Below are 19,089 nucleotides of genomic sequence, written 5' to 3'. Positions count from 1 at the left end.
TTCTTTGATAGCGTTTGAACCTCTTTTTCTGTAAATAGCTTTTTCGTCATTGTGAAATTTCTCCGATTCTAATTTTTCTCCTATTATACAAGAAATACCCTATAGAATAGACTTTTTTTTAAGTGTCTATTCTATAGGGTACATTTTATGCGAGTGGACCTTTTTTATTTGTTTCTCTCTTGCTTATCCCTTTGCTCTTAAAGTTTTAAATGTGGAAACTTATAAATCAGTTTTTGAAAAATATGCAAAACAACCAGTCAGTCAATAAAAAATAATTACATAATATACGCTTTTGTAATATTTCGTTCTGTATAAAAGGAATGACACCTCGTCTAAACTGAAAAGACGAGGTGTTTTTTATGAAAATCAAACGGAGAATTATCATCACCTTATTATGCTTTACATGCATCATGTTGCTATTGCTTGGCAGATTGGTACAAATACAGCTTATATATACTGAATCATTTACAGATAAACATATAAATTTAATTGAAAAGAGTGTTACCCAGCGTACACAAGCAGTTACAGTGGATGATGGTAGGGGACGTTTTATTGATCGAAATGGAGTAGAACTTGGTGAAGAAAAGTATCCAGTGTTAATTATTTTTCCATTTCTACAAATAAAAAATGACATGTTAGAGAAAATTGCGCATATCATTAGTGTGCCGGGACAAGACATAAATCTGCAAATGAAAGACAAACGAAAACCATTTATATTTCAAAGAGGTGATAAACCGTTTCAATTAACGAAAGAACAGGTGGAAAAGATTAATCGTGCGGATATGTTAGGCATGGTTGCAACTGAAGTAAGGGTGAAACAAATACCAGAAGCAGAACATTTAATTGGTGCAGTAGGAGAAAACGAGAATGAATTTCAAAAGCGATACGGGGAAATGAAGAAGTTACCTATTCAAACACCGATTGGTATTTCAGGACTTCAACAATCATTTGATGAATTTTTAATGACTGATGGTGAAACGAAAGTGTTGTATCCAGTAGACAGACAGGGCGAACCGATTTTTGGGAAACGTGCAAAATATACATCTCCTGGAAATCCTTTTTATCCAGTTACGATTCAAACAACGATAGAAAAGTCTTTGCAACAAAAAGCAGAAGAGCTTGTGCAAATGCATGGAATAAAAAACGGTGGATTAGTACTACTTGATGTGAAGAAGAGTGAAATTTTAGCAATGGTGAGTAAACCATCTTTACAGACGAATGATAAGCGTGCGTATCAAAAAACGATGGAAAACCAAATGCTAATTCCTCATTTTCCTGGTTCTGTTTTTAAAACAGTTATAGCGGCCGCGGCAATTGATAATGATATAATTCAATCTCATCGTATGTTTAACTGTGATACAGATCCGTATGGCGAAAATACTCCGCAGGTTATGATGGGGAAATTAAGCTTCACCGAGAGCTTTGCTAGGAGTTGTAACAGGACATTTGCGGTGCTTAGTGATGAATTGATGCAAAAGGATAAATATGTAATGGAAACGTATTTAGAAGCGCTAGGAGCGGGTGAGACGGTAGGATGGAAAGGGCAAGTGTTTCATACACCTGGATTTAAACAGTTGATAGAAGAGAAAAAAGCAACTGTTTGGAATGGTGAAGAAAATAAGGTGAGTCACAAAGCAATTGCTCAAACAGCAATTGGACAAAAAGATGTAAGAATATCTCCTTTAGCTGTTGCAAATATGATGGCGACGATTGCAAGAAATGGAGAGAAGAAAGAAGTAAAAGCTGTAAAAGAAATACGGTACAAAAATGGCACAAGATTTTTTCATTTTGAAGATCATAAATTGGAGGGGCGGCAACTCTCTTATCATACAGTGAAACAAGTGCAATCACTATTAAGAAAAGTAGTAACGATGGAGAAAGGAACAGGTACTACTTTTCAGTCATTACCGCTATCTGTTGCCGGAAAATCTGGGACGGCACAAACAGGAAAAGGAAATCGTGTAAATCGTTGGTTTGCGGGTTACTTCCCGTATGAAAACCCAAGATATGCGCTAGTAGTTGTTGACTTAGAAACGAATAATGAACAAAATACTGTAACACCGATTTTTAAAGAATTTGTAGAAGAGATTGCTCACTTGGAAAGTAGAAGGTAATCTTGCAATTTATTATCAAATGTTTTCATTTCGTGAAAAAATTACTGTAGTTGTTCAACCTTTTAAGATTTAGTGTTACAATAGCAAGTAGGAAAAACTGCATGGAGGTTTGAAGAATGGCAGGAGGATCTAGATTCCAACAGAAACAACAAAAACGTCGTCAAAACGGTGTTTTAAATATTGCAATYGCTATTGTGCTATTAACAGTACTTGTTGTAGCGTACCAAGTATTCTTTACTTCTGATACAACAGAGCAAGCATCTTCTCCAGACAAGAAAGTATCTCAGCAAACAACGAAAGATAATAAAACTGAGAAAACGAAAGAGAAAGAAGAAGCTAAGAAACAGGAGCAAGCAGCAGCGAAGAAAAAAGAGGACGAAGAGAAACAAAAAGCTGAGGAAGAAGCAAAAGCAAATGAAAAGGTCCCAGCTGAAAAAACACAGCCTAAAGCAACAGATGCTTATACGAAACCTTCTTGGAAGCCAGCTGGTACAACGCAAGGTGCAACACCGGCAATGACATTTCAACAAGGATCAGCAGATTGGAATGAGATGAAACAAGCAATTTCCGCTGCAATCGAAGTTCCAGTGGAACAATTGGTTATTCACCGCATTGGGAATAACGGTAAGCAAAAAGCGTACGGTAATGTTCAAGATAAACAAACTGGTAAAAGGTACTATGTAAATATTGATTGGGTAGAAAATGAGGGTTGGAAACCAGCACTTGTTCAAACGCTAAACTAAAAAAGAGAGAGGTTCTTAGAACCTCTCTCTTTTTTAGTTTAGCGTAATTTTTTTAATTTAAAATGAACAACTGCGCTGTAATAAGGTCTTTTGCTCTCGGGATCCATAACCATTTGATGAGAAATATGATGAACTTCCAGCATAAGTGCTTTGTTATTGTCAATTTGTTCGTTAATTTTCTTTTCTAAGGAAACTAAGTTTGGTGCTTCAAAAAATTCTACTTTATCTTCCAGCATTTCAAACGTAAATGACACAAAAAACGCTCCTCTCCATATAATCATGTTAAGTGTAACAAAGAAAAGAAGGAAATACCATTTCCGTTTCAATTGACATTTTCGTAAAGAAAGCATATCATACTGATAAAACCGATAAGAAAAAGGGGAATTTTATATGGGTATAGAATTTAACGGTTTATTTGATGAGTGGGCTCATACGTACGATTCATTCGTACAAGGCGAAGATATACAATATAAAGAAGTTTTCGCTCGTTATGAGGAGATTTTAGAGGATGTAGTAAATAAATCATTTGGAAATGTATTAGAATTTGGTGTTGGTACTGGCAATTTAACAAATAAATTATTACTTGCCGGCCATACTGTTTACGGCATAGAGCCGTCACGTGAAATGCGTACAATCGCAAAGCAAAAGCTACCAGAAGGATTTTCAATTACAGAGGGAGATTTTCTTTCTTTTGATGTTCCCGATTCTATTGATACAATTGTAAGCACTTATGCGTTTCATCATCTAACAGATGAAGAAAAAGATGTAGCAATTGCGAAGTATAGTCAATTGCTTCATAAAGGTGGTAAAATAGTGTTTGCTGATACGATATTTGCAGATCAAGAAGCGTATGATAAAACTGTTGAAACTGCAAAACAAAGAGGTTTTCATCAGTTAGCAAACGATTTGCAAACAGAATACTATACACGTATTCCGATCATGCAATCTATTTTTGAAAACAATGGCTTCCATGTAACATTTACGAGATTAAATCATTTCGTTTGGGTAATGGAGGCAACTAAGCAATAGAAAGAGGGATTAGATTGAGAATTGCTGTAATTGGAGCAATGGAAGAAGAAGTACGTATTTTACGTGACAAATTAGAACAAGCAGAAACAGAAACCGTTGCAGGTTGTGAATTTACGAAAGGGACATTAGCAGGACATGAAGTAATCTTGTTAAAGTCTGGTATTGGTAAAGTAAATGCAGCTATGTCGACGACAATTTTATTAGAGAGATACCAACCTGAAAAAGTAATTAATACAGGCTCAGCTGGTGGATTCCATCAATCTTTAAATGTTGGGGATGTTGTCATCTCAACAGAAGTTCGCCATCATGACGTGGATGTAACTGCATTTGATTACGAATATGGTCAAGTGCCAGGGATGCCACCAGGATTTAAAGCGGATGAAGCACTAATAGCATTAGCTGAGAAATGTATGAAATCCGAAGAGAACATTCAAGTTGTGAAAGGAATGATTGCAACAGGGGATTCATTTATGAGTGATCCAAACCGAGTTGCAGCAATCCGTGATAAATTTGAAAATCTTTACGCAGTAGAAATGGAAGCAGCAGCGGTTGCACAAGTATGTCATCAATACAAAGTACCATTTGTAATTATTCGTGCACTTTCTGATATTGCTGGTAAAGAATCAAACGTTTCATTTGATCAATTTTTAGATCAAGCAGCTCTTCATTCTACAAACTTTATTATAAAAGTGTTAGAAGAGTTAAAGTAATGTAACAAAAAGGCAACTGTCTCATATAAAGAAGATACATACAGTTGCCTTTTCTTTATTGGCAAATAAGGAGGAGAACACGATGAAGGTGTATCGTGGAGTTCATGAATTAATCGGTCATACACCGATTGTAGAAATTACTCGTTTTTCACTTTCAGAGGGCGTTCGTTTATTTGCAAAGCTTGAATTTTATAATCCAGGTGGAAGCGTGAAAGATCGCTTAGGAAGAGAATTGATTGAAGATGCACTAGTAAAAGGACTTGTAAAGCCAGGGGGAACAATTATTGAACCGACGGCAGGGAATACTGGCATTGGACTGGCACTTGCAGCACTAGAGCATGATTTACATGTAATTGTTTGTGTTCCAGAAAAATTCAGTATTGAAAAGCAAGAGCTGATGAAAGCACTTGGTGCAACAGTTGTGCATACGCCAACTGAACAAGGGATGACTGGTGCGATTGTAAAGGCGAAAGAATTAGTAAAAGAAACGCCCAATTCATACTCTCCAAGCCAATTTGCAAATGACGCAAATCCACGTGCCTATTTCAAAACATTAGGACCAGAGCTGTGGGAAGCGCTAGATGGAGAGATTAACATATTCGTAGCAGGTGCAGGTACTGGTGGTACATTTATGGGAACTGCCTCCTATTTAAAAGAACAAAATCGTGAAATTAAAACGGTGATTGTAGAACCAGAAGGATCTATTTTAAATGGTGGTGAAGCAGGTCCACATGAAACAGAAGGAATCGGTCTTGAATTTATTCCGCCATTTTTAAAATCATCATATTTCGATGAAATTCATACCATTTCTGATCGAAATGCATTCAGACGTGTGAAAGAATTAGCGCAGAAAGAAGGCCTTCTTGTTGGTAGTTCTTCAGGAGCAGCATTTCATGCAAGTTTATTAGAAGCTGAAAGGGCAAAACCAGGTACAAATATTGTAACGATTTTTCCAGATAGCAGTGAGCGTTATTTAAGTAAAGATATATACAAAGGGTGGGAATAAAAATGAGAGCAAAAACAAAGTTAATTCATGGTATTCGCATAGGAGAACCTTCAACTGGATCTGTAAACGTACCGATTTATCAAACAAGTACGTACAAACAAGAAGCAGTTGGTAAACATCAAGGATACGAATATTCACGTACAGGTAATCCAACGCGTGCAGCATTAGAAGAAATGATTGCCGTATTAGAAAACGGTCACGCAGGGTTTGCATTCGGATCAGGGATGGCTGCGATTACAGCAACGATTATGTTATTCTCCAAAGGAGATCATGTCATTTTAACAGATGACGTATATGGCGGAACATATCGTGTGATTACAAAAGTATTGAATCGATTCGGTATTGAACATACATTTGTAGATACAACAAATTTAAATGAAGTAGCAGAAGCAGTTCATCCGAATACGAAAGCAATCTATGTAGAAACACCAACAAACCCATTATTAAAAATTACAGATATTAAGCAAATTTCCGCGTTTGCAAAAGAAAAAGGTTTACTAACAATTATTGATAACACATTCATGACGCCATACTGGCAGTCACCAATTTCTTTAGGAGCAGATATTGTACTTCACAGTGCAACGAAATATTTAGGTGGACATAGCGATGTTGTTGCCGGATTAGTTGTTGTAAATAGCCCACAATTAGCAGAAGACCTTCATTTCGTTCAAAACTCAACAGGTGGTATTCTTGGACCGCAAGATAGCTTCTTGTTACTTCGTGGTTTAAAAACATTAGGAATTCGTATGGAAGAACATGAAATAAATTCACGCGCGATTGCTGAGTTTTTAAATAATCATCCAAAAGTTAATAAAGTATACTATCCAGGCCTTGAATCACATCCGAATCATGCATTAGCAACTGAACAAGCGAATGGATACGGTGCAATTATTTCATTCGATGTAGACAGTGAAGAAACGCTAAATAAAGTACTTGAGAAACTGCAGTATTTTACGCTTGCTGAAAGTTTAGGAGCRGTAGAAAGCTTAATTTCTATTCCAGCTCAAATGACACATGCATCTATTCCAGCAGATCGTCGTAAAGAGCTAGGAATTACAGATACATTAATTCGTATTTCTGTCGGTATTGAAGATGGCGAAGATTTAATTGAAGATTTAGCACAAGCGTTAGCATAATGAAAAAGCACTGCTAAGAGGGCGGTGCTTTTTTAAATTCTTATTGTGAATGTTTTCACAAATTAGACACACACAAATGAAAATATTTCGTGTATATTGAAATCATGAAATAATACTTCACACATAAATATGTGAAACATTTCACAAACGATAGGATTCATGTAGGAAAAGTAACTCTATTTTTTTACGCTAATAGGGACGTATTAAGACCCTTAGGGGCTATTTAAGTCCATATAGCAGAATAGGAGGAAATTACATGGTAGTCAAAGAGAAAGTTGTAAATGAAACGCAAGAAGTGGTAGAAATGATTGAGACGTTAGTAAAGAATGGTAAAAAAGCTTTACAAGCATTAGAAGGTTTTACACAGGAACAAATTGATAAAATTGTACATGAAATGGCACTTGCGGGCGTGGATCAACATATGCCGCTTGCAAAAATGGCTGTTGAAGAAACGGGACGCGGTGTGTATGAGGATAAATGTATTAAAAATATTTTTGCAACTGAATATATTTGGAATAGCATAAAAAATGACAAAACAGTGGGGATTATTCGTGAGGATCCACATGAGGAAGTAATAGAAATTGCAGAGCCGGTCGGTGTGGTTGCTGGGGTAACGCCAGTAACAAATCCAACGTCAACAACGATGTTTAAAGCAATCATTGCGATAAAAACGAGAAACCCAATTATTTTTGCATTCCACCCTTCAGCGCAGCAATGTTCTATCGCAGCTGCAAAAACAGTGCGCGATGCTGCAGTGAAAGCTGGTGCACCAGAGAACTGTATTCAATGGATTGAAAAGCCTTCTGTTGAGGCAACAAAACAATTAATGAATCATGAAGGTGTAGCGCTTGTTTTAGCAACTGGAGGAGCAGGAATGGTGAAATCAGCATATTCTACTGGTAAACCAGCCCTAGGGGTAGGACCAGGTAACGTTCCATGCTACATGGAAAAATCAGCGAACGTGAAACGTGCTGTAAATGATGTGATTTTATCGAAAACGTTTGATAATGGTATGATTTGTGCTTCTGAGCAAGCAATCATTGTAGATAAAGAAATCTATGACGCTGTGAAAAAAGAAATGATAGCAAACAATTGTTACTTTGTAACAGAAGAAGAACGAAAAAAATTAGAGAAGCTTGTTATTAATGAGAATACATGTGCAGTAAATAGTGATATCGTTGGGAAATCCGCACATTATATTGCAGCCTTAGCTGGGATTACAGTACCTGAAGACACAAAGATACTTGTAGCTGAAATTAAAGGAGTCGGCGCAGCCCACCCGTTATCTCGTGAAAAATTAAGTCCAGTATTAGCTTGTATAAAAGCAAATTCATTAGAAGAAGGATTGCAGCATTGTGAAAACATGTTAGAACTTGGCGGTTTAGGACATTCCGCAGTTATTCACTCTACAAATACAGAAGTACAAAAACAGTTTGGTTTACGTATGAAAGCATGTCGTCTTATCGTAAATGCTCCGTCAGCACAGGGCGGAATTGGTGATGTATATAWTGCTTTCATTCCGTCTCTTACACTCGGATGTGGATCATACGGAAAGAACTCTGTATCTCAAAACGTAACGGCAACACATTTAATGAACGTAAAGAGACTTGCAAATAGAAAAAAGAATATGCAGTGGTTCAAGTTACCACCAAAAATTTATTTTGAAAAACACGCTACGCAATATTTAGCAAGTATGCCGAACATTTCACGCGCATTCATTGTAACAGATCCTGGAATGGTACAGTATGGATATATTGATGTAGTAACGCATTATTTAGCTCAACATAGAAATGATGTGAAAGTAGAAATATTCTCTGAAGTAGAACCAGATCCGTCAGATGAAACTGTATTTAAAGGTGCAGAAATGATGAGAAGCTTCAAACCGGACGTTATTATTGCTCTTGGCGGCGGATCAGCGATGGATGCAGCAAAAGGAATGTGGCTATTTTATGAGCACCCAGAAACAGAATTCTTTGGTATAAAACAAAAGTTTTTAGATATTAGAAAACGTACATGTAAATATCCAAAACTAGGAAATAAGGCGCAGTTTGTTGCAATTCCGACAACATCTGGAACAGGGTCAGAAGTGACACCATTTGCGGTTATTACAGATAAAAAGAACAATATCAAATATCCGCTCGCTGATTATGAATTAACACCAGATGTTGCCATTGTGGATCCGCAGTTTGTTATGACAGTACCACCGCATATCACCGCTGACACAGGAATGGACGTTTTAACACATGCAATTGAAGCGTACGTATCAATTATGGCAAATGATTATACAGATGGATTAGCCTTAAAAGCAATGGACCTTGTCTTTAAATATTTACCACGTGCATATAAAGATGGCAATGATGAAGAGGCTCGTGAAAAAATGCATAATGCATCAGCAATGGCTGGTATGGCATTTGCAAATGCATTTCTTGGAATTAACCATAGCTTAGCGCATAAACTTGGACCGGAATTCCATATTCCGCATGGCCGTGCAAATGCTATTTTAATGCCACATGTTATTCGCTATAATGCAATCAAACCAAGAAAACATGCACTATTCCCAAAATACGAGTACTTTGTTGCAGATGAGCGCTATGCACATATTGCAAGAATGCTTGGACTTCCAGCGCGTACAGTGGAAGAAGGCGTAGAATCATTAGTACAAGCTATTATTGCCCTTGGAAAAGAATTAAATATTAATATGAGCATCGCTGGCCAAGGTGTTGAAAAAGAAGCATTTGAAGCAGTTGTTGGCACGTTAGCGGAAAGAGCTTTTGAAGATCAGTGCACAACAGCAAATCCGAAATTACCGCTTATTTCAGAGCTGAAAGAAGTGTATACGCAAGCTTATAAAGGTGTATAGAAAATTTGAAAGAGCCGTTTAGCAGCGGCTCTTTTTCTGTTGGAAAACTTCTCCCTCATTGGCTGTATTTACTTGCCTCAGAAATGATTAGAATATGATAGAGTGAGAGGGAGGAGTGGTAGAAGTATGAAAGAATTACAACAGAAAATAGCAGATTATATTCGCTTCGGTCAAGTTCTTCTTGCGCTAGCCACATTTTTAATGATTGGTTTATTAATCCCAAATGGAGGAGGAGAAACTATACAATCCTTTGCGATGATGGGTGTTATTGTTTTATTTTTAGGGATGTCATTTTTCTTCTTCAAACGTGTTAAAGTATTGCGTGACAGGTTAGAGGAGAACCAGTATGAATAAGATTGATAGATGAAACGTTACGAAAAGATAGTATCTTTTTGTAGCGTTTTTTATTATAAGTAAAATTTTGTAGAAAATTTATGTGTTTTATACTGACAATAATAATCTTTATCAATTAAAATGAAATAGAACTAAGTTCTAATCCAATGTCATTTGTGAACGGGAAGTTCTTGTCTGTTGTTAGAACAAGATAAATATCTAGTATATAAGTGAAAAACCTCCCCCCTCAATTGTAGTTTTCGTTGTACTAGTTATAATATGGATGCAGTAGACAAGTCTTTGTCTACTGTCTTTTTTATTAAAAACATCTTATAAAATTCCGGTTCGTGCGGATTGATTAAAGTTACATCCTTATCTAAGGAAACAGCTTTTACTCTAATAAATCCCTTGAATTTTGAATTTTCCCCTTATTTCATATTACCTCGTTTATAATAGATGTAAAAGTTACCATACATTGTACATTCTGAAATGTATTCAGGCAAAGGGGGGAGGATGATATGTTCCATACGGATCGTTTGCAATTTCGCAAATATACAATGGCTGATTTAGAGTTTTATGCTTCTTTATGGGGAAATGAGAAAGTGATGCGTTACATTGGGAACGGAACTCCGAAAACATATATGCAGTGTAAAAAAAGTCTTGAAAGCTGGGTTCTTCCTAGTTATAAAAACGGTTTAGGATTATTTCTAATGATTGAAAAGGAAACAGATACACCAATTGGTCACGCAGGACTCGTTAGGCAACAAGTAGATGGAAGAGAAGAAATTGAAATTGGGTACTGGTTACTTCCAGAGTATTGGGGAAAGGGATATGCAAAGGAAGCAGCAACAGCTTTTCGAGATTATGGTTTTCAAGTGTTAAGTTTGAATAAGCTCATTTCTCTTATTAATCCAGATCATCCTGCTTCTATCTTTGTTGCTCGAAAAACAGGAATGAGTTATGAGAAGACAGCATCATTTCATGGAATAGATGTTCTTGTATATGCAATTAAAAGAACAGGATAAATCCTGCACTTTTAAAGAATGAGACCACTAAATACCATTAATATGTTTAAAATTATATGCCATATAATAGCTGGAATGATGCTATTTGACTTCACAACTATTCCTCCATAAAATATACCAGCTATAATAAAAGCGGTGGAAACACTCCAAGAAAAACCTAAGGAGTAATGCTGCAAACCAAAACCAATGCTTGTAAGCAAAATAGCCCATTTTTCATCAAACTGATTTGTAAACTGATGTAGTAAGATTCCCCGCCAAATACATTCTTCTAATACGCCATTGATAATAGAAAATAATACGGGAACATGATATGTTGTATATAAGATATTTCTTTTTGTAGTAGAAGTAGTAATGTAAGGATCCATAAACAAAAGAATGCTATATTAGTAGTTTGTACAGTAATGACAAGAAGTGTAAAAGAAAATAATAATAATTTCCCCATCTTTTTCTCCTTTTAAAAAGGTAATATTCAACTTTTAAAGAATAGTATATAACAATAAAAGGGGGATTGGGATTGTATATTTATCATAACGGACTCATTATTCGAGAAGGAACGACAGGTGTACCAGCTTATGCGATTAAAAGTTTATTTGAGGATGCAGGCTGGAGTAACAATAGCATTCCATCTTGGCAAATTGAAAAATTTACGATAGCATTTGAAAATTCTACGTGGGCTTTTACGATTTGGGATGAGGAAGAAATGATTGCGATGGTTCGTGTTATTTCTGATCAGATAATGGCTGCCAATATTATGGATTTAGTTGTGAAGTATGAATATAGAGGAAAAGGATTAGGAAAGAAGCTCGTTTCCCTTTGTATGCAGAAACTCCCTCATGGAGATTGGTTTGCTCATACTTATGCGAATAATTTTGATTTTTATCGTAGTTGTGGTTTTGAGGTACGGGATTTATCTCAAAATGGGACGTGTGCTTATTATGGTTATAATGAAGCGAAAAAACAGGGACATAGATAGCCCCATTAGATAATAGAAAGAATGTAGAAAAAGATTGCTAGGCGATAGCAATCTTTTTTCGTTTATACAGATACAATATTTTACTGTACAAAAAAGAAATAGTGGACTGCGAATGAGAGAGTAAACAAGGGGAGTAGGAATATCATTTTCTTTTTTAAATCTTTAAAGAAGGAGTTATTATTGGGAGCAAGCCAAACTTCTAATGTGGAATAGAAGAGTAATGAAACTGCCAATAATATGCTACTAACTAATTCAAATGTCATTATTAAGGCCTCCAATTTCATCAAAGATAATTAAATAATAACATGCAAATGTTAATTATTAACAGTTTGTAACAGCACCTTTAGTGATTAAAATGAAGGAATATTCATTTTGTGGTAAAATAATAAAGAAAATTCGGAATTTTAAAAAGGGGGATGAAATTGAATATTAAAGTAGGAGATACGTTTCGGTATGAAAGAACATTTACAGAAGAAGAGGTTTTGGAATTTGCTCATCTTACAGGTGATAAAGGGAGACATCATATGGAACATGATGAGCAGGGACGTTTAATGGTGCATGGTTTATTAACTGCAAGTATTGGAACGAAAATTGGTGGAGAGGTACATTACATAGCACGGGAATTAGTAAGTGAATTCATCAGGCCTGTTTTTACTGGAGATACAATTACTTGTGATGTAACTCTTACAAGTGTGGAACAAATGGAAGGGTACAAAAAGGTATCGATAGAGTCGATTTATCGTAATCAAAAAGGGAAAGAAGTATTAGTAGGATCAAGCTATGGAATTATACGAGAATAATGCAAAAAGCCTGTTTTTCATTTTTGAAAACAGGCTTTTTGTATTGCATTTTAATATACACGTTTTCGATTTTCAGCATGGCTCGAGATGAGTAATAATGCGGAGTCTTCGCCAATATTACGCACAATATGTGGCACACATGCACTCCAGGAGAAAGAATCTCCTTCTTCCACAATCGCGATATCTTCTCCGTGCTGTACTTCTAATTTACCGCGCAAAACAAGATGGCATTCTTCACCTTCATGAGCATTTGGTATATTTTCTTTTGGGAATCCAGCTGGGATTTCTACTAAAGATAAACGAAGGCCTCCTTGCTCAGCGACATGCTCAATCCTTTGTTCATCTTTTCCATACACACTGTATTTTCGTTCTTCCTTTTTTACAATTTTCATGTGATCTTTTTGCTCAAGCAATAAATAAGGGAGAGGAACGTTCAAAAATTTGGAAATTGTTTCTAAAGTTGAGATAGATGGAGAAGTTTTATTATTCTCGACCTGGCTCATAAAACCTTTAGAAAGTCCTGTTCCTTCACAAATTTGGGCGATAGTGACGCCTCTGCGCTGACGAATTTCACGTATTGCAGAACCGATATTCATAATAATCAAGCTCCTTTTTTGTAGACAACTATTTGTATCATAGCAAAAAAAAACATTTTTTTCTCAAGAAAAATAAATTGACGAATAAAAAAAATTATTGTATGTTTTGTAATGTAAACAAAAGTTTTATATTATAAAACCTAAAAGGAGATAACAAAATGAATCAACATATTGGTAATTTAATTATTCGTATCGTATTAGGAGTAACGTTTTTTATGCATGGTTTGGCAAAGTTCCAATCAGGCATTGATAATATTGCAGGATGGTTTACAAGTATCGGTTTACCAGGTGCTCTTGCATACGGCGTAGCGACAGTAGAATTAGTTGGTGGTCTGTTATTGATTATCGGTTTAGGTGTACGTTATATTGGATTATTATTTGCACTTATTTTAGTTGGAGCAATTGTAAAAGTAAAATGGTCTGCTGGTTTATTAGGAGATGGAAAGAATCCAGGATACGAATTAGACCTTGCATTGTTAGCAATGGGTCTTTACTTATTCGTTGTTAAAGCTGAAGGTTTTGTAGATAACTTCTTAAAAGCGACTGTATTCAAAAAAGACTAATCGAAATGGGGGCATAACAATATGGACTTTCGACTTCATCCCAGTACAACACTCGGTACAGTTCATTTATATGTATCGAACTTACAACAGTCTCTAGCATTTTATACAGATGTGTTACGATTGAAAGTGGTAAGAGAAGAGGAGCATATCGTTACACTTGGTAATGAAAGTAATGAACCGCTTCTTATAGTAGAAGAGAAAGAAAATACTCTTCCAAAACAAAGAAATCGCACTGGTTTATATCACTTTGCAATCTTACTACCAAGTAGACAAGATTTAGCAAATATTCTTCTTCATCTTGTGCAGAAAGTGTATCCGTTACATGGCGGGGCAGATCATTACTTTAGCGAAGCAATTTATTTAGCTGACCCAGATGGAAATGGAATCGAAATTTATCATGATCGTCAAAGAGAAGTATGGCGTGATGAAAAGGGAGAGCTTCCGTTTGTTAGCAACCCATTAGATGGAGAAGGATTATTACAACAAGGAAATGAGTGGAATGGATTTCCAAGCGGAACAGTAATGGGACATATCCATTTACATGTTGCTGATTTAGAAGAAGCAAAACGTTTTTATGTAGATGGGCTTGGATTTGAAGTGACGATTCCAGTCCGAAACGGTGCATTATTTGTTTCAGCAGGTGGCTATCATCACCATGTTGGTTTAAATACATGGCAAGGTGAAGGTGTGCCGCCGCAGATGCTAAATTCCGTTGGCTTGAAATATTTCACAATTGTACTAGTAGATGAAAAAGAAAAAGAGCAAGTGTGTGAAAGCTTAAAATATATTGGCGCGATTGCTACGTATAAAGATGGAATAATGCAAGTAGAAGATCCGTTTGGTCACTGTATTCAATTGATTGTAAAAGGAGAAGCCTAAATAAAGGCTTCTCCTTTTTTACTTTCTTATAATTGCTTTTTCATTTTGTAAAAAGAGTTCATTAAACTGTCTTGCTAGCTCGAAATCAAGTTTTGTTAAACCTTTTGCATTCCAGGATGACAAAGTAATAATGACTGCTTTATACTGGATAAGGATAAATGGATGGTGATTGTGTTCTTCTGATAGTTTGGCGGCTTCAGAGACAAATTCGACACCTTTTAAGTAGTCGGAAAACATATATTTTCTTTCAATCCATTTTTCATCTTTCACTATCCATTTATCTAGCTTTGCTAATTCCTCTTGTACTTCTTCATCTGTTAGTCGTTGCATTGTTGTTCACATCCTTTATTGGGAGTAGGGCAAGACCATTGCTAATCAAACGCTTTACAGATTCATTTTCTGTAAAAGTGGAAAGTTGTTGTAATAGAGCATCAGATGCTTCGTTTCCTTTGTTATGCTCTAAAAGTAATTCTAAAATTTCAAGGCGAAGTAACCATTCTTTCGTATAGAACTTATTTAGTACCTCTTGAATTGCTACTAATTGTTCCACATATGAATCTTGTAACACACCTTCATTTCGAATATCACGAACGGTTTGATACATACGATCCAGCTCAGTTAATGTAAGTGGTTCTGGTGTTTCTTCTACTTCTTCATTCACTCCGAAGAATGCGGCTGCATCGGCTGCGCCTGGGAATACAGAAGTGATTTTTGAACCAACTGCCATGTCAAAAGCTCCCCATGAAGCATCAAATAATAGACGATCTTTGTAAACCACTGTGCAATCTGTAAATGAAATAAGAGTGATTTTTTCATCGTTTTTCACAATATCGGTTACTGTTCCTTTTACATGAACACCGCTTGCAAAGGATAGTTCCGTACGATTACCGATGATAATGCCTAATGCTTGTAACTCCTCATCTGTGCAATCTTCGAGTGAAACATTGCCTTCTAATAAACCAACTGGTGTACCAAAGCCATCTTGATGTACAGCTGTAGAATGACTCGGTAGTTGTTTATTGTTTAGTGCTAATGCAGTCGGTGTATTTGTTTTCATGTAAATCACTCTACCCGCATCATTTTGAATCTTTTCTGCAAATGTACCTGTAATTTGTAACCCGCTACTTAATTGAGCAGTTGCATTGTTTTCAGAACGAATTGCTTTTTCTAATCCTTCTGCGCCACCTGTTTTAAAAGCCATTGTTTCAGAGAAGTTCTCAAGTGCCTCTGTTAATTCTTCAAATGACTTGCATACAAATAGCTGTGGCTGCATTTTCGTAACATCATATGTCGTTTGTATGCAAGCTTCAATTGAGAATGGAACTTTTTCTACAGCGTTTGTTAAGCAATGTTTACTTTCGCCAACAGAAGAAAGTAAGCCAGCACCGTAAATTTTCGGGTTATTTATATCTCCAATTAAGCCATACTCGACTGTCCACCAGAAAAGACGAGAAATTTGTTCTGCTTCTGATAAGCCAGAAACAAGCTTTTGCTTTTCGGCAACTTCTTTTTCCGCTGCTACAACTTCTTCTGGTGTAGAAGTTGGGCTTTCTTTCACAATTGTTAAAGTACGCACAGCTTCAAAAGCATCGTGTTCTTCTTTAGTTGAAAATGCTTTTGCTCCAATTTGGCCAAATTGTTTTACATATTTTGCATATGTAGAATCAAGTAAAATCGGTGCATGTCCAGCTGCTTCATGAACGATATCAGGAGCTGGAGTATATTCAATGTTTTCCACTTTACGAATATCTGTCGCGATTGGTAATAAACCATGTCCTTGGAAATCAAAGAACGCTACGCCGGGAATAAGGCCGTCAATCGTTACTGCACCCCAACCACTTGGTGCTAAGCATTCATTCATTTCTTCAACCTTTGGAATTGCATCTATATTAATACCAGATGATTGTAGTCCGTTAACATAGGCTGGATGAGCAACATCTTTTAAAAAGTTATGGTTTTGTCTCATAATGTAACGCCACACAGCGTGATTAACCGGTGTGTACTGATCGTAATGCTGCGTGGATACAAATGGTTTTAAATGTGATGGAATTTCTGTTTTCTTTGTCATTAATACATCCTCCTTTTTATCTGTAAAAACTGCTGTGATTACTTTGGGGTATATCACCCCCTTTTATTTTTTGTAAGCGCTTATAAAATTTTATCATAAGATTCGGAATTATTTAACATTTGTTTTTGTGAGAAATAGAAAAAGCCCCTATCGGAAAATCCGATAGGGGCGAAGAAATCGCGGTACCACCCTATTTGTAAGTGAAAATTCACCTACTTCTCAGTTACTGATAACGGAAAAATCCGTCTTTTCCTTCATGCAAAAATAGCACTACGAAAAAGAAACTCCAGAATTGTAATTCGCACTTGTATATGTACTGATTCGCACCAAACATCAGCTCTCTGAAACAGGGATATAAGTTACTACTGCGATTCTTTCAACGCGTAATATATGAAATTGTTTAAAAGGGGAAGACGCAAAAAAGTCCCTATCGGAAAATCCGATAGGGACGATAGAAATCGCGGTACCACCCTACTTGTAAACAAAAAATTGTTTACCACTTACTTTAAGATAACGGAAAGATCCGTCTTTCTCTTCATGCATAATCGCACTACGGGAAAGAAGCTCCAGAATTGTAATTCACGCTTGTATATGTACTGATTTGCACCAACCATCAGTTCTCTGAGTCAGGGATATAAGTCGCTACTAAGTTTCCTTCAAAGCCGATATATAATTCGTTCAACTAAACTATGTTTTGTATTATAAAACTGTATTTGAAGAGTTGTCAACAATAATTTTATTTAAATATAGTAGATAAGGGGAACGATAAGTGGGAATTATCTATAGGAGGATAGGAAAAGATGTGGAAAAAAATAACTGTTTTGATTGTCTGTATTTGCTGCTTATATGAAGCTGTGCCTACTGTTCAAGCTGAAACAAAAAATATACAAGTAGCTTTTATTCGTAACCATAATCTCTGGATAAAAATCGATGGGAACGAAAAACAAATAACAAAAGGAGAGTACATAACAAAGCCAAAATGGTCACATGATGGAAAATGGATCGCATACGCAAAGGGAGAGGAACAAAATCAGCTTGAATTGTACCGTGTTGCGGATGGAAAAAAAGTTGTTCCGTCTCAGACAGAAGCAACGAATTATCAATGGTCACCGGCAGAGAATATAATTGCATTTGAATTTACAAGCACGTTAAATACATTTGATGCAGAGAAGAAGAATGCAACGTTTGAAAATGTATCATCGGGTGTAGGAGACTATGCATGGTATCCAGACGGAAAGAAATTTCTTGTTTCGACTGAGGCTCAGTTGCTTCCAACAGGTTGGACAGGAGCGCAGTTATATGAAGTACAAAAGGATGCAGGAATGAATCCAAATAAAATGAAACACCTATATACATTACCGAGTATGCAGGAAGATTTCTTAGCTTATATTGCAAGTGATTTCAAGTGGTCTCCAAATCAAAAGTGGATTGCTTTTTTAGCTGTACCAACTGCTTCGTGGTCAGCTGATAGTAATACACTTTGTCTTTTGAAAGCGGACGGAAGTTATTTTGAAAAAGTAGATCAAATGTTATTAAACAGCCAATGGATACAATGGGCTCCATCGAAAAATATATTAGCTTATATTGAAGGAAGTGGAAGATTTGCGTTAGAGAATAAACATTTAAAAGTAAAGGAATTACCCGCTCTCCAGCAAGAAAAATTCACTCCAAAAGGATATGTTGATTGGGATTTTACATGGCAGGATAATGAACTTATTACTCTTTCAAGAGCGAAGGAAATGGAATGGTCAAACGAAGAAGAAAAAAGATCATTGCCTTCTTTATACCAAGTAAATATTCAATCAAATCGACAACGTCAAATTACAACTCCTTCAAAAAAATATGGAGATTACAATCCACTTTATATAAAAAGTGAAAATCAGCTGACATGGATGCGCTCTGACCGTAAAAAGGCAGATATGTTGTTGGCGAATGGAGATGGATCGAAAGCGAAGAAATGGATTGAAAATATTGATGTCCCCCAGTGGTATTATGAAAAATGGAATTGGGAGGAAGTTATTTCTGTAAAAGAAGGTTAAAAAAGGCTGCCTAGAATATTTTTTAGGCAGCTTTTTTATAGTTATTTGTGCGTTTTATTCGGCTTCTTTTTCCCAGGATTTCCATTCCCTTGGCGTTTTCTATTTTGCTCGTCTTTCGCTTGTTTTTCGTGTATTGTGTCTAAAAAATCATTTGAGTTACTCATTGATATATCCTCCTCAGAATTTCGTTTTATCTCTGTTACTATAACCATTTG

General features: G+C 36.1%; 20 protein-coding genes and 2 other annotated features. Of the genes, 14 read left to right on the top strand and 6 right to left on the bottom strand.

Features of this window, described 5'->3' with window-relative positions:
* The first annotated feature begins 359 nt into the window (after nucleotides 1-359).
* Nucleotides 360-2,114: a peptidoglycan D,D-transpeptidase FtsI family protein gene (locus AC1DIT_RS21080; protein WP_016132061.1), complete on the top strand. Its 1,755-nt coding sequence runs from the start codon at nucleotides 360-362 to the stop codon at nucleotides 2,112-2,114.
* A 116-nt stretch (nucleotides 2,115-2,230) separates the two neighbouring features.
* Entirely contained in the window at nucleotides 2,231-2,857 is a 627-nt protein-coding gene (locus tag AC1DIT_RS21075; protein ID WP_016116421.1) for a YrrS family protein, read from the top strand.
* 38 nt (nucleotides 2,858-2,895) lie between these two features.
* Here AC1DIT_RS21075 and AC1DIT_RS21070 read toward each other — a convergent pair whose 3' ends face one another.
* Entirely contained in the window at nucleotides 2,896-3,111 is a 216-nt protein-coding gene (locus tag AC1DIT_RS21070; protein ID WP_000010988.1) for a YrzA family protein, read from the bottom strand.
* A 136-nt stretch (nucleotides 3,112-3,247) separates the two neighbouring features.
* Here AC1DIT_RS21070 and AC1DIT_RS21065 point away from each other — a divergent pair, with 136 nt between their 5' ends.
* The 7 genes from AC1DIT_RS21065 (at nucleotide 3,248) to AC1DIT_RS21035 (ending at nucleotide 10,956) form a co-directional block, all read left to right on the top strand.
* Nucleotides 3,248-3,886, top strand: a complete 639-nt coding sequence (locus tag AC1DIT_RS21065; RefSeq protein ID WP_016116420.1) for a class I SAM-dependent methyltransferase — start codon at nucleotides 3,248-3,250, stop codon at nucleotides 3,884-3,886.
* A 14-nt stretch (nucleotides 3,887-3,900) separates the two neighbouring features.
* Nucleotides 3,901-4,596 carry a 5'-methylthioadenosine/S-adenosylhomocysteine nucleosidase gene (gene mtnN, locus AC1DIT_RS21060; protein ID WP_016116419.1) on the top strand — a complete coding sequence of 232 codons (696 nt, stop codon included), beginning with the start codon at nucleotides 3,901-3,903 and terminating at the stop codon, nucleotides 4,594-4,596.
* Nucleotides 4,597-4,678: 82 nt separating this feature from the next.
* Nucleotides 4,679-5,602 (top strand): O-acetylserine dependent cystathionine beta-synthase, encoded by a 924-nt coding sequence (locus tag AC1DIT_RS21055; RefSeq protein ID WP_016116418.1) that lies wholly within the window; start codon nucleotides 4,679-4,681, stop codon nucleotides 5,600-5,602.
* A 2-nt stretch (nucleotides 5,603-5,604) separates the two neighbouring features.
* Nucleotides 5,605-6,738 (top strand): bifunctional cystathionine gamma-lyase/homocysteine desulfhydrase, encoded by a 1,134-nt coding sequence (locus AC1DIT_RS21050; protein WP_016116417.1) that lies wholly within the window; start codon nucleotides 5,605-5,607, stop codon nucleotides 6,736-6,738.
* Between the two features lie 256 nt (nucleotides 6,739-6,994).
* On the top strand, nucleotides 6,995-9,598 hold the full coding sequence (gene adhE / locus AC1DIT_RS21045) for a bifunctional acetaldehyde-CoA/alcohol dehydrogenase (RefSeq protein WP_476998383.1): 2,604 nt from the start codon (nucleotides 6,995-6,997) through the stop codon (nucleotides 9,596-9,598).
* Nucleotides 9,599-9,724: 126 nt separating this feature from the next.
* The gene (locus AC1DIT_RS21040) at nucleotides 9,725-9,952 is read left to right on the top strand and encodes a YrhC family protein (protein WP_016116415.1); all 228 of its coding nucleotides are present in this window, start codon (nucleotides 9,725-9,727) and stop codon (nucleotides 9,950-9,952) included.
* Between the two features lie 497 nt (nucleotides 9,953-10,449).
* On the top strand, nucleotides 10,450-10,956 hold the full coding sequence (locus tag AC1DIT_RS21035; RefSeq protein WP_016116414.1) for a GNAT family N-acetyltransferase: 507 nt from the start codon (nucleotides 10,450-10,452) through the stop codon (nucleotides 10,954-10,956).
* Nucleotides 10,957-10,967: 11 nt separating this feature from the next.
* Here the strand turns inward: AC1DIT_RS21035 and AC1DIT_RS21030 are convergent, their stop codons facing one another.
* Nucleotides 10,968-11,321 (bottom strand): CPBP family intramembrane glutamic endopeptidase, encoded by a 354-nt coding sequence (locus tag AC1DIT_RS21030; RefSeq protein ID WP_052331349.1) that lies wholly within the window; start codon nucleotides 11,319-11,321, stop codon nucleotides 10,968-10,970.
* 149 nt (nucleotides 11,322-11,470) lie between these two features.
* Between AC1DIT_RS21030 and AC1DIT_RS21025 the strand changes: the two genes are divergently transcribed.
* Together AC1DIT_RS21025 and AC1DIT_RS21020 are read left to right on the top strand one after the other, a co-directional pair.
* Nucleotides 11,471-11,929 (top strand): GNAT family N-acetyltransferase, encoded by a 459-nt coding sequence (locus tag AC1DIT_RS21025; RefSeq protein ID WP_016116412.1) that lies wholly within the window; start codon nucleotides 11,471-11,473, stop codon nucleotides 11,927-11,929.
* 422 nt (nucleotides 11,930-12,351) lie between these two features.
* On the top strand, nucleotides 12,352-12,729 hold the full coding sequence (locus tag AC1DIT_RS21020; protein ID WP_016132059.1) for a MaoC family dehydratase: 378 nt from the start codon (nucleotides 12,352-12,354) through the stop codon (nucleotides 12,727-12,729).
* Between the two features lie 50 nt (nucleotides 12,730-12,779).
* On the opposite strand, the gene AC1DIT_RS21015 is transcribed toward AC1DIT_RS21020, so the two are convergent.
* Nucleotides 12,780-13,325, bottom strand: coding sequence for a helix-turn-helix domain-containing protein (locus AC1DIT_RS21015; protein ID WP_003200551.1), 546 nt, complete (start codon nucleotides 13,323-13,325; stop codon nucleotides 12,780-12,782).
* 158 nt (nucleotides 13,326-13,483) lie between these two features.
* Between AC1DIT_RS21015 and AC1DIT_RS21010 the strand changes: the two genes are divergently transcribed.
* Both AC1DIT_RS21010 and AC1DIT_RS21005 read left to right on the top strand, forming a co-directional pair.
* Nucleotides 13,484-13,888, top strand: a complete 405-nt coding sequence (locus tag AC1DIT_RS21010; RefSeq protein WP_003200553.1) for a DoxX family protein — start codon at nucleotides 13,484-13,486, stop codon at nucleotides 13,886-13,888.
* A gap of 21 nt (nucleotides 13,889-13,909) precedes the next feature.
* A complete protein-coding gene (locus AC1DIT_RS21005) occupies nucleotides 13,910-14,767 on the top strand; it encodes a VOC family protein (RefSeq protein WP_016116409.1) in 858 nt (285 codons plus the stop codon).
* Nucleotides 14,768-14,785: 18 nt separating this feature from the next.
* Here AC1DIT_RS21005 and AC1DIT_RS21000 read toward each other — a convergent pair whose 3' ends face one another.
* Both AC1DIT_RS21000 and AC1DIT_RS20995 read right to left on the bottom strand, forming a co-directional pair.
* Nucleotides 14,786-15,097 carry a 4a-hydroxytetrahydrobiopterin dehydratase gene (locus AC1DIT_RS21000; protein ID WP_016116408.1) on the bottom strand — a complete coding sequence of 104 codons (312 nt, stop codon included), beginning with the start codon at nucleotides 15,095-15,097 and terminating at the stop codon, nucleotides 14,786-14,788.
* Entirely contained in the window at nucleotides 15,078-16,835 is a 1,758-nt protein-coding gene (locus tag AC1DIT_RS20995) for an aromatic amino acid hydroxylase (protein WP_016116407.1), read from the bottom strand. Before AC1DIT_RS20995 ends, AC1DIT_RS21000 begins: the two co-directional genes overlap by 20 nt.
* A 161-nt stretch (nucleotides 16,836-16,996) precedes the next feature.
* Nucleotides 16,997-17,224 (bottom strand) — a binding site (T-box leader).
* A gap of 52 nt (nucleotides 17,225-17,276) precedes the next feature.
* Nucleotides 17,277-17,504 (bottom strand) — a binding site (T-box leader).
* A gap of 131 nt (nucleotides 17,505-17,635) precedes the next feature.
* Here AC1DIT_RS20995 and AC1DIT_RS20990 point away from each other — a divergent pair.
* Nucleotides 17,636-18,874 carry a TolB family protein gene (locus AC1DIT_RS20990; RefSeq protein WP_016116406.1) on the top strand — a complete coding sequence of 413 codons (1,239 nt, stop codon included), beginning with the start codon at nucleotides 17,636-17,638 and terminating at the stop codon, nucleotides 18,872-18,874.
* Nucleotides 18,875-18,915: 41 nt separating this feature from the next.
* On the opposite strand, the gene AC1DIT_RS20985 is transcribed toward AC1DIT_RS20990, so the two are convergent.
* Nucleotides 18,916-19,038: a DUF4023 domain-containing protein gene (locus AC1DIT_RS20985; RefSeq protein WP_003200562.1), complete on the bottom strand. Its 123-nt coding sequence runs from the start codon at nucleotides 19,036-19,038 to the stop codon at nucleotides 18,916-18,918.
* Nucleotides 19,039-19,089 lie beyond the last annotated feature (51 nt).

The sequence above is a fragment of the Bacillus sp. 05T22 genome (genome assembly GCF_056396765.1).
The sequence above is the reverse complement of the archived record's forward strand: the minus strand, read 5'-3'. Positions and strand labels throughout refer to the sequence as shown.

Coding starts and splice junctions, on each gene's coding strand:
- AC1DIT_RS21080 (WP_016132061.1), top strand. CDS start 360: ATGAAAATCAAACGGAGAATTATCATCACCTTATTATGCTTTACATGC.
- AC1DIT_RS21065 (WP_016116420.1), top strand. CDS start 3,248: ATGGGTATAGAATTTAACGGTTTATTTGATGAGTGGGCTCATACGTAC.
- AC1DIT_RS21055 (WP_016116418.1), top strand. CDS start 4,679: ATGAAGGTGTATCGTGGAGTTCATGAATTAATCGGTCATACACCGATT.
- AC1DIT_RS21040 (WP_016116415.1), top strand. CDS start 9,725: ATGAAAGAATTACAACAGAAAATAGCAGATTATATTCGCTTCGGTCAA.
- AC1DIT_RS21035 (WP_016116414.1), top strand. CDS start 10,450: ATGTTCCATACGGATCGTTTGCAATTTCGCAAATATACAATGGCTGAT.
- AC1DIT_RS21030 (WP_052331349.1), bottom strand. CDS start 11,321: ATGGATCCTTACATTACTACTTCTACTACAAAAAGAAATATCTTATAT.
- AC1DIT_RS21015 (WP_003200551.1), bottom strand. CDS start 13,325: ATGAATATCGGTTCTGCAATACGTGAAATTCGTCAGCGCAGAGGCGTC.
- AC1DIT_RS21010 (WP_003200553.1), top strand. CDS start 13,484: ATGAATCAACATATTGGTAATTTAATTATTCGTATCGTATTAGGAGTA.
- AC1DIT_RS21005 (WP_016116409.1), top strand. CDS start 13,910: ATGGACTTTCGACTTCATCCCAGTACAACACTCGGTACAGTTCATTTA.
- AC1DIT_RS21000 (WP_016116408.1), bottom strand. CDS start 15,097: ATGCAACGACTAACAGATGAAGAAGTACAAGAGGAATTAGCAAAGCTA.
- AC1DIT_RS20995 (WP_016116407.1), bottom strand. CDS start 16,835: ATGACAAAGAAAACAGAAATTCCATCACATTTAAAACCATTTGTATCC.
- AC1DIT_RS20990 (WP_016116406.1), top strand. CDS start 17,636: ATGTGGAAAAAAATAACTGTTTTGATTGTCTGTATTTGCTGCTTATAT.
- AC1DIT_RS20985 (WP_003200562.1), bottom strand. CDS start 19,038: ATGAGTAACTCAAATGATTTTTTAGACACAATACACGAAAAACAAGCG.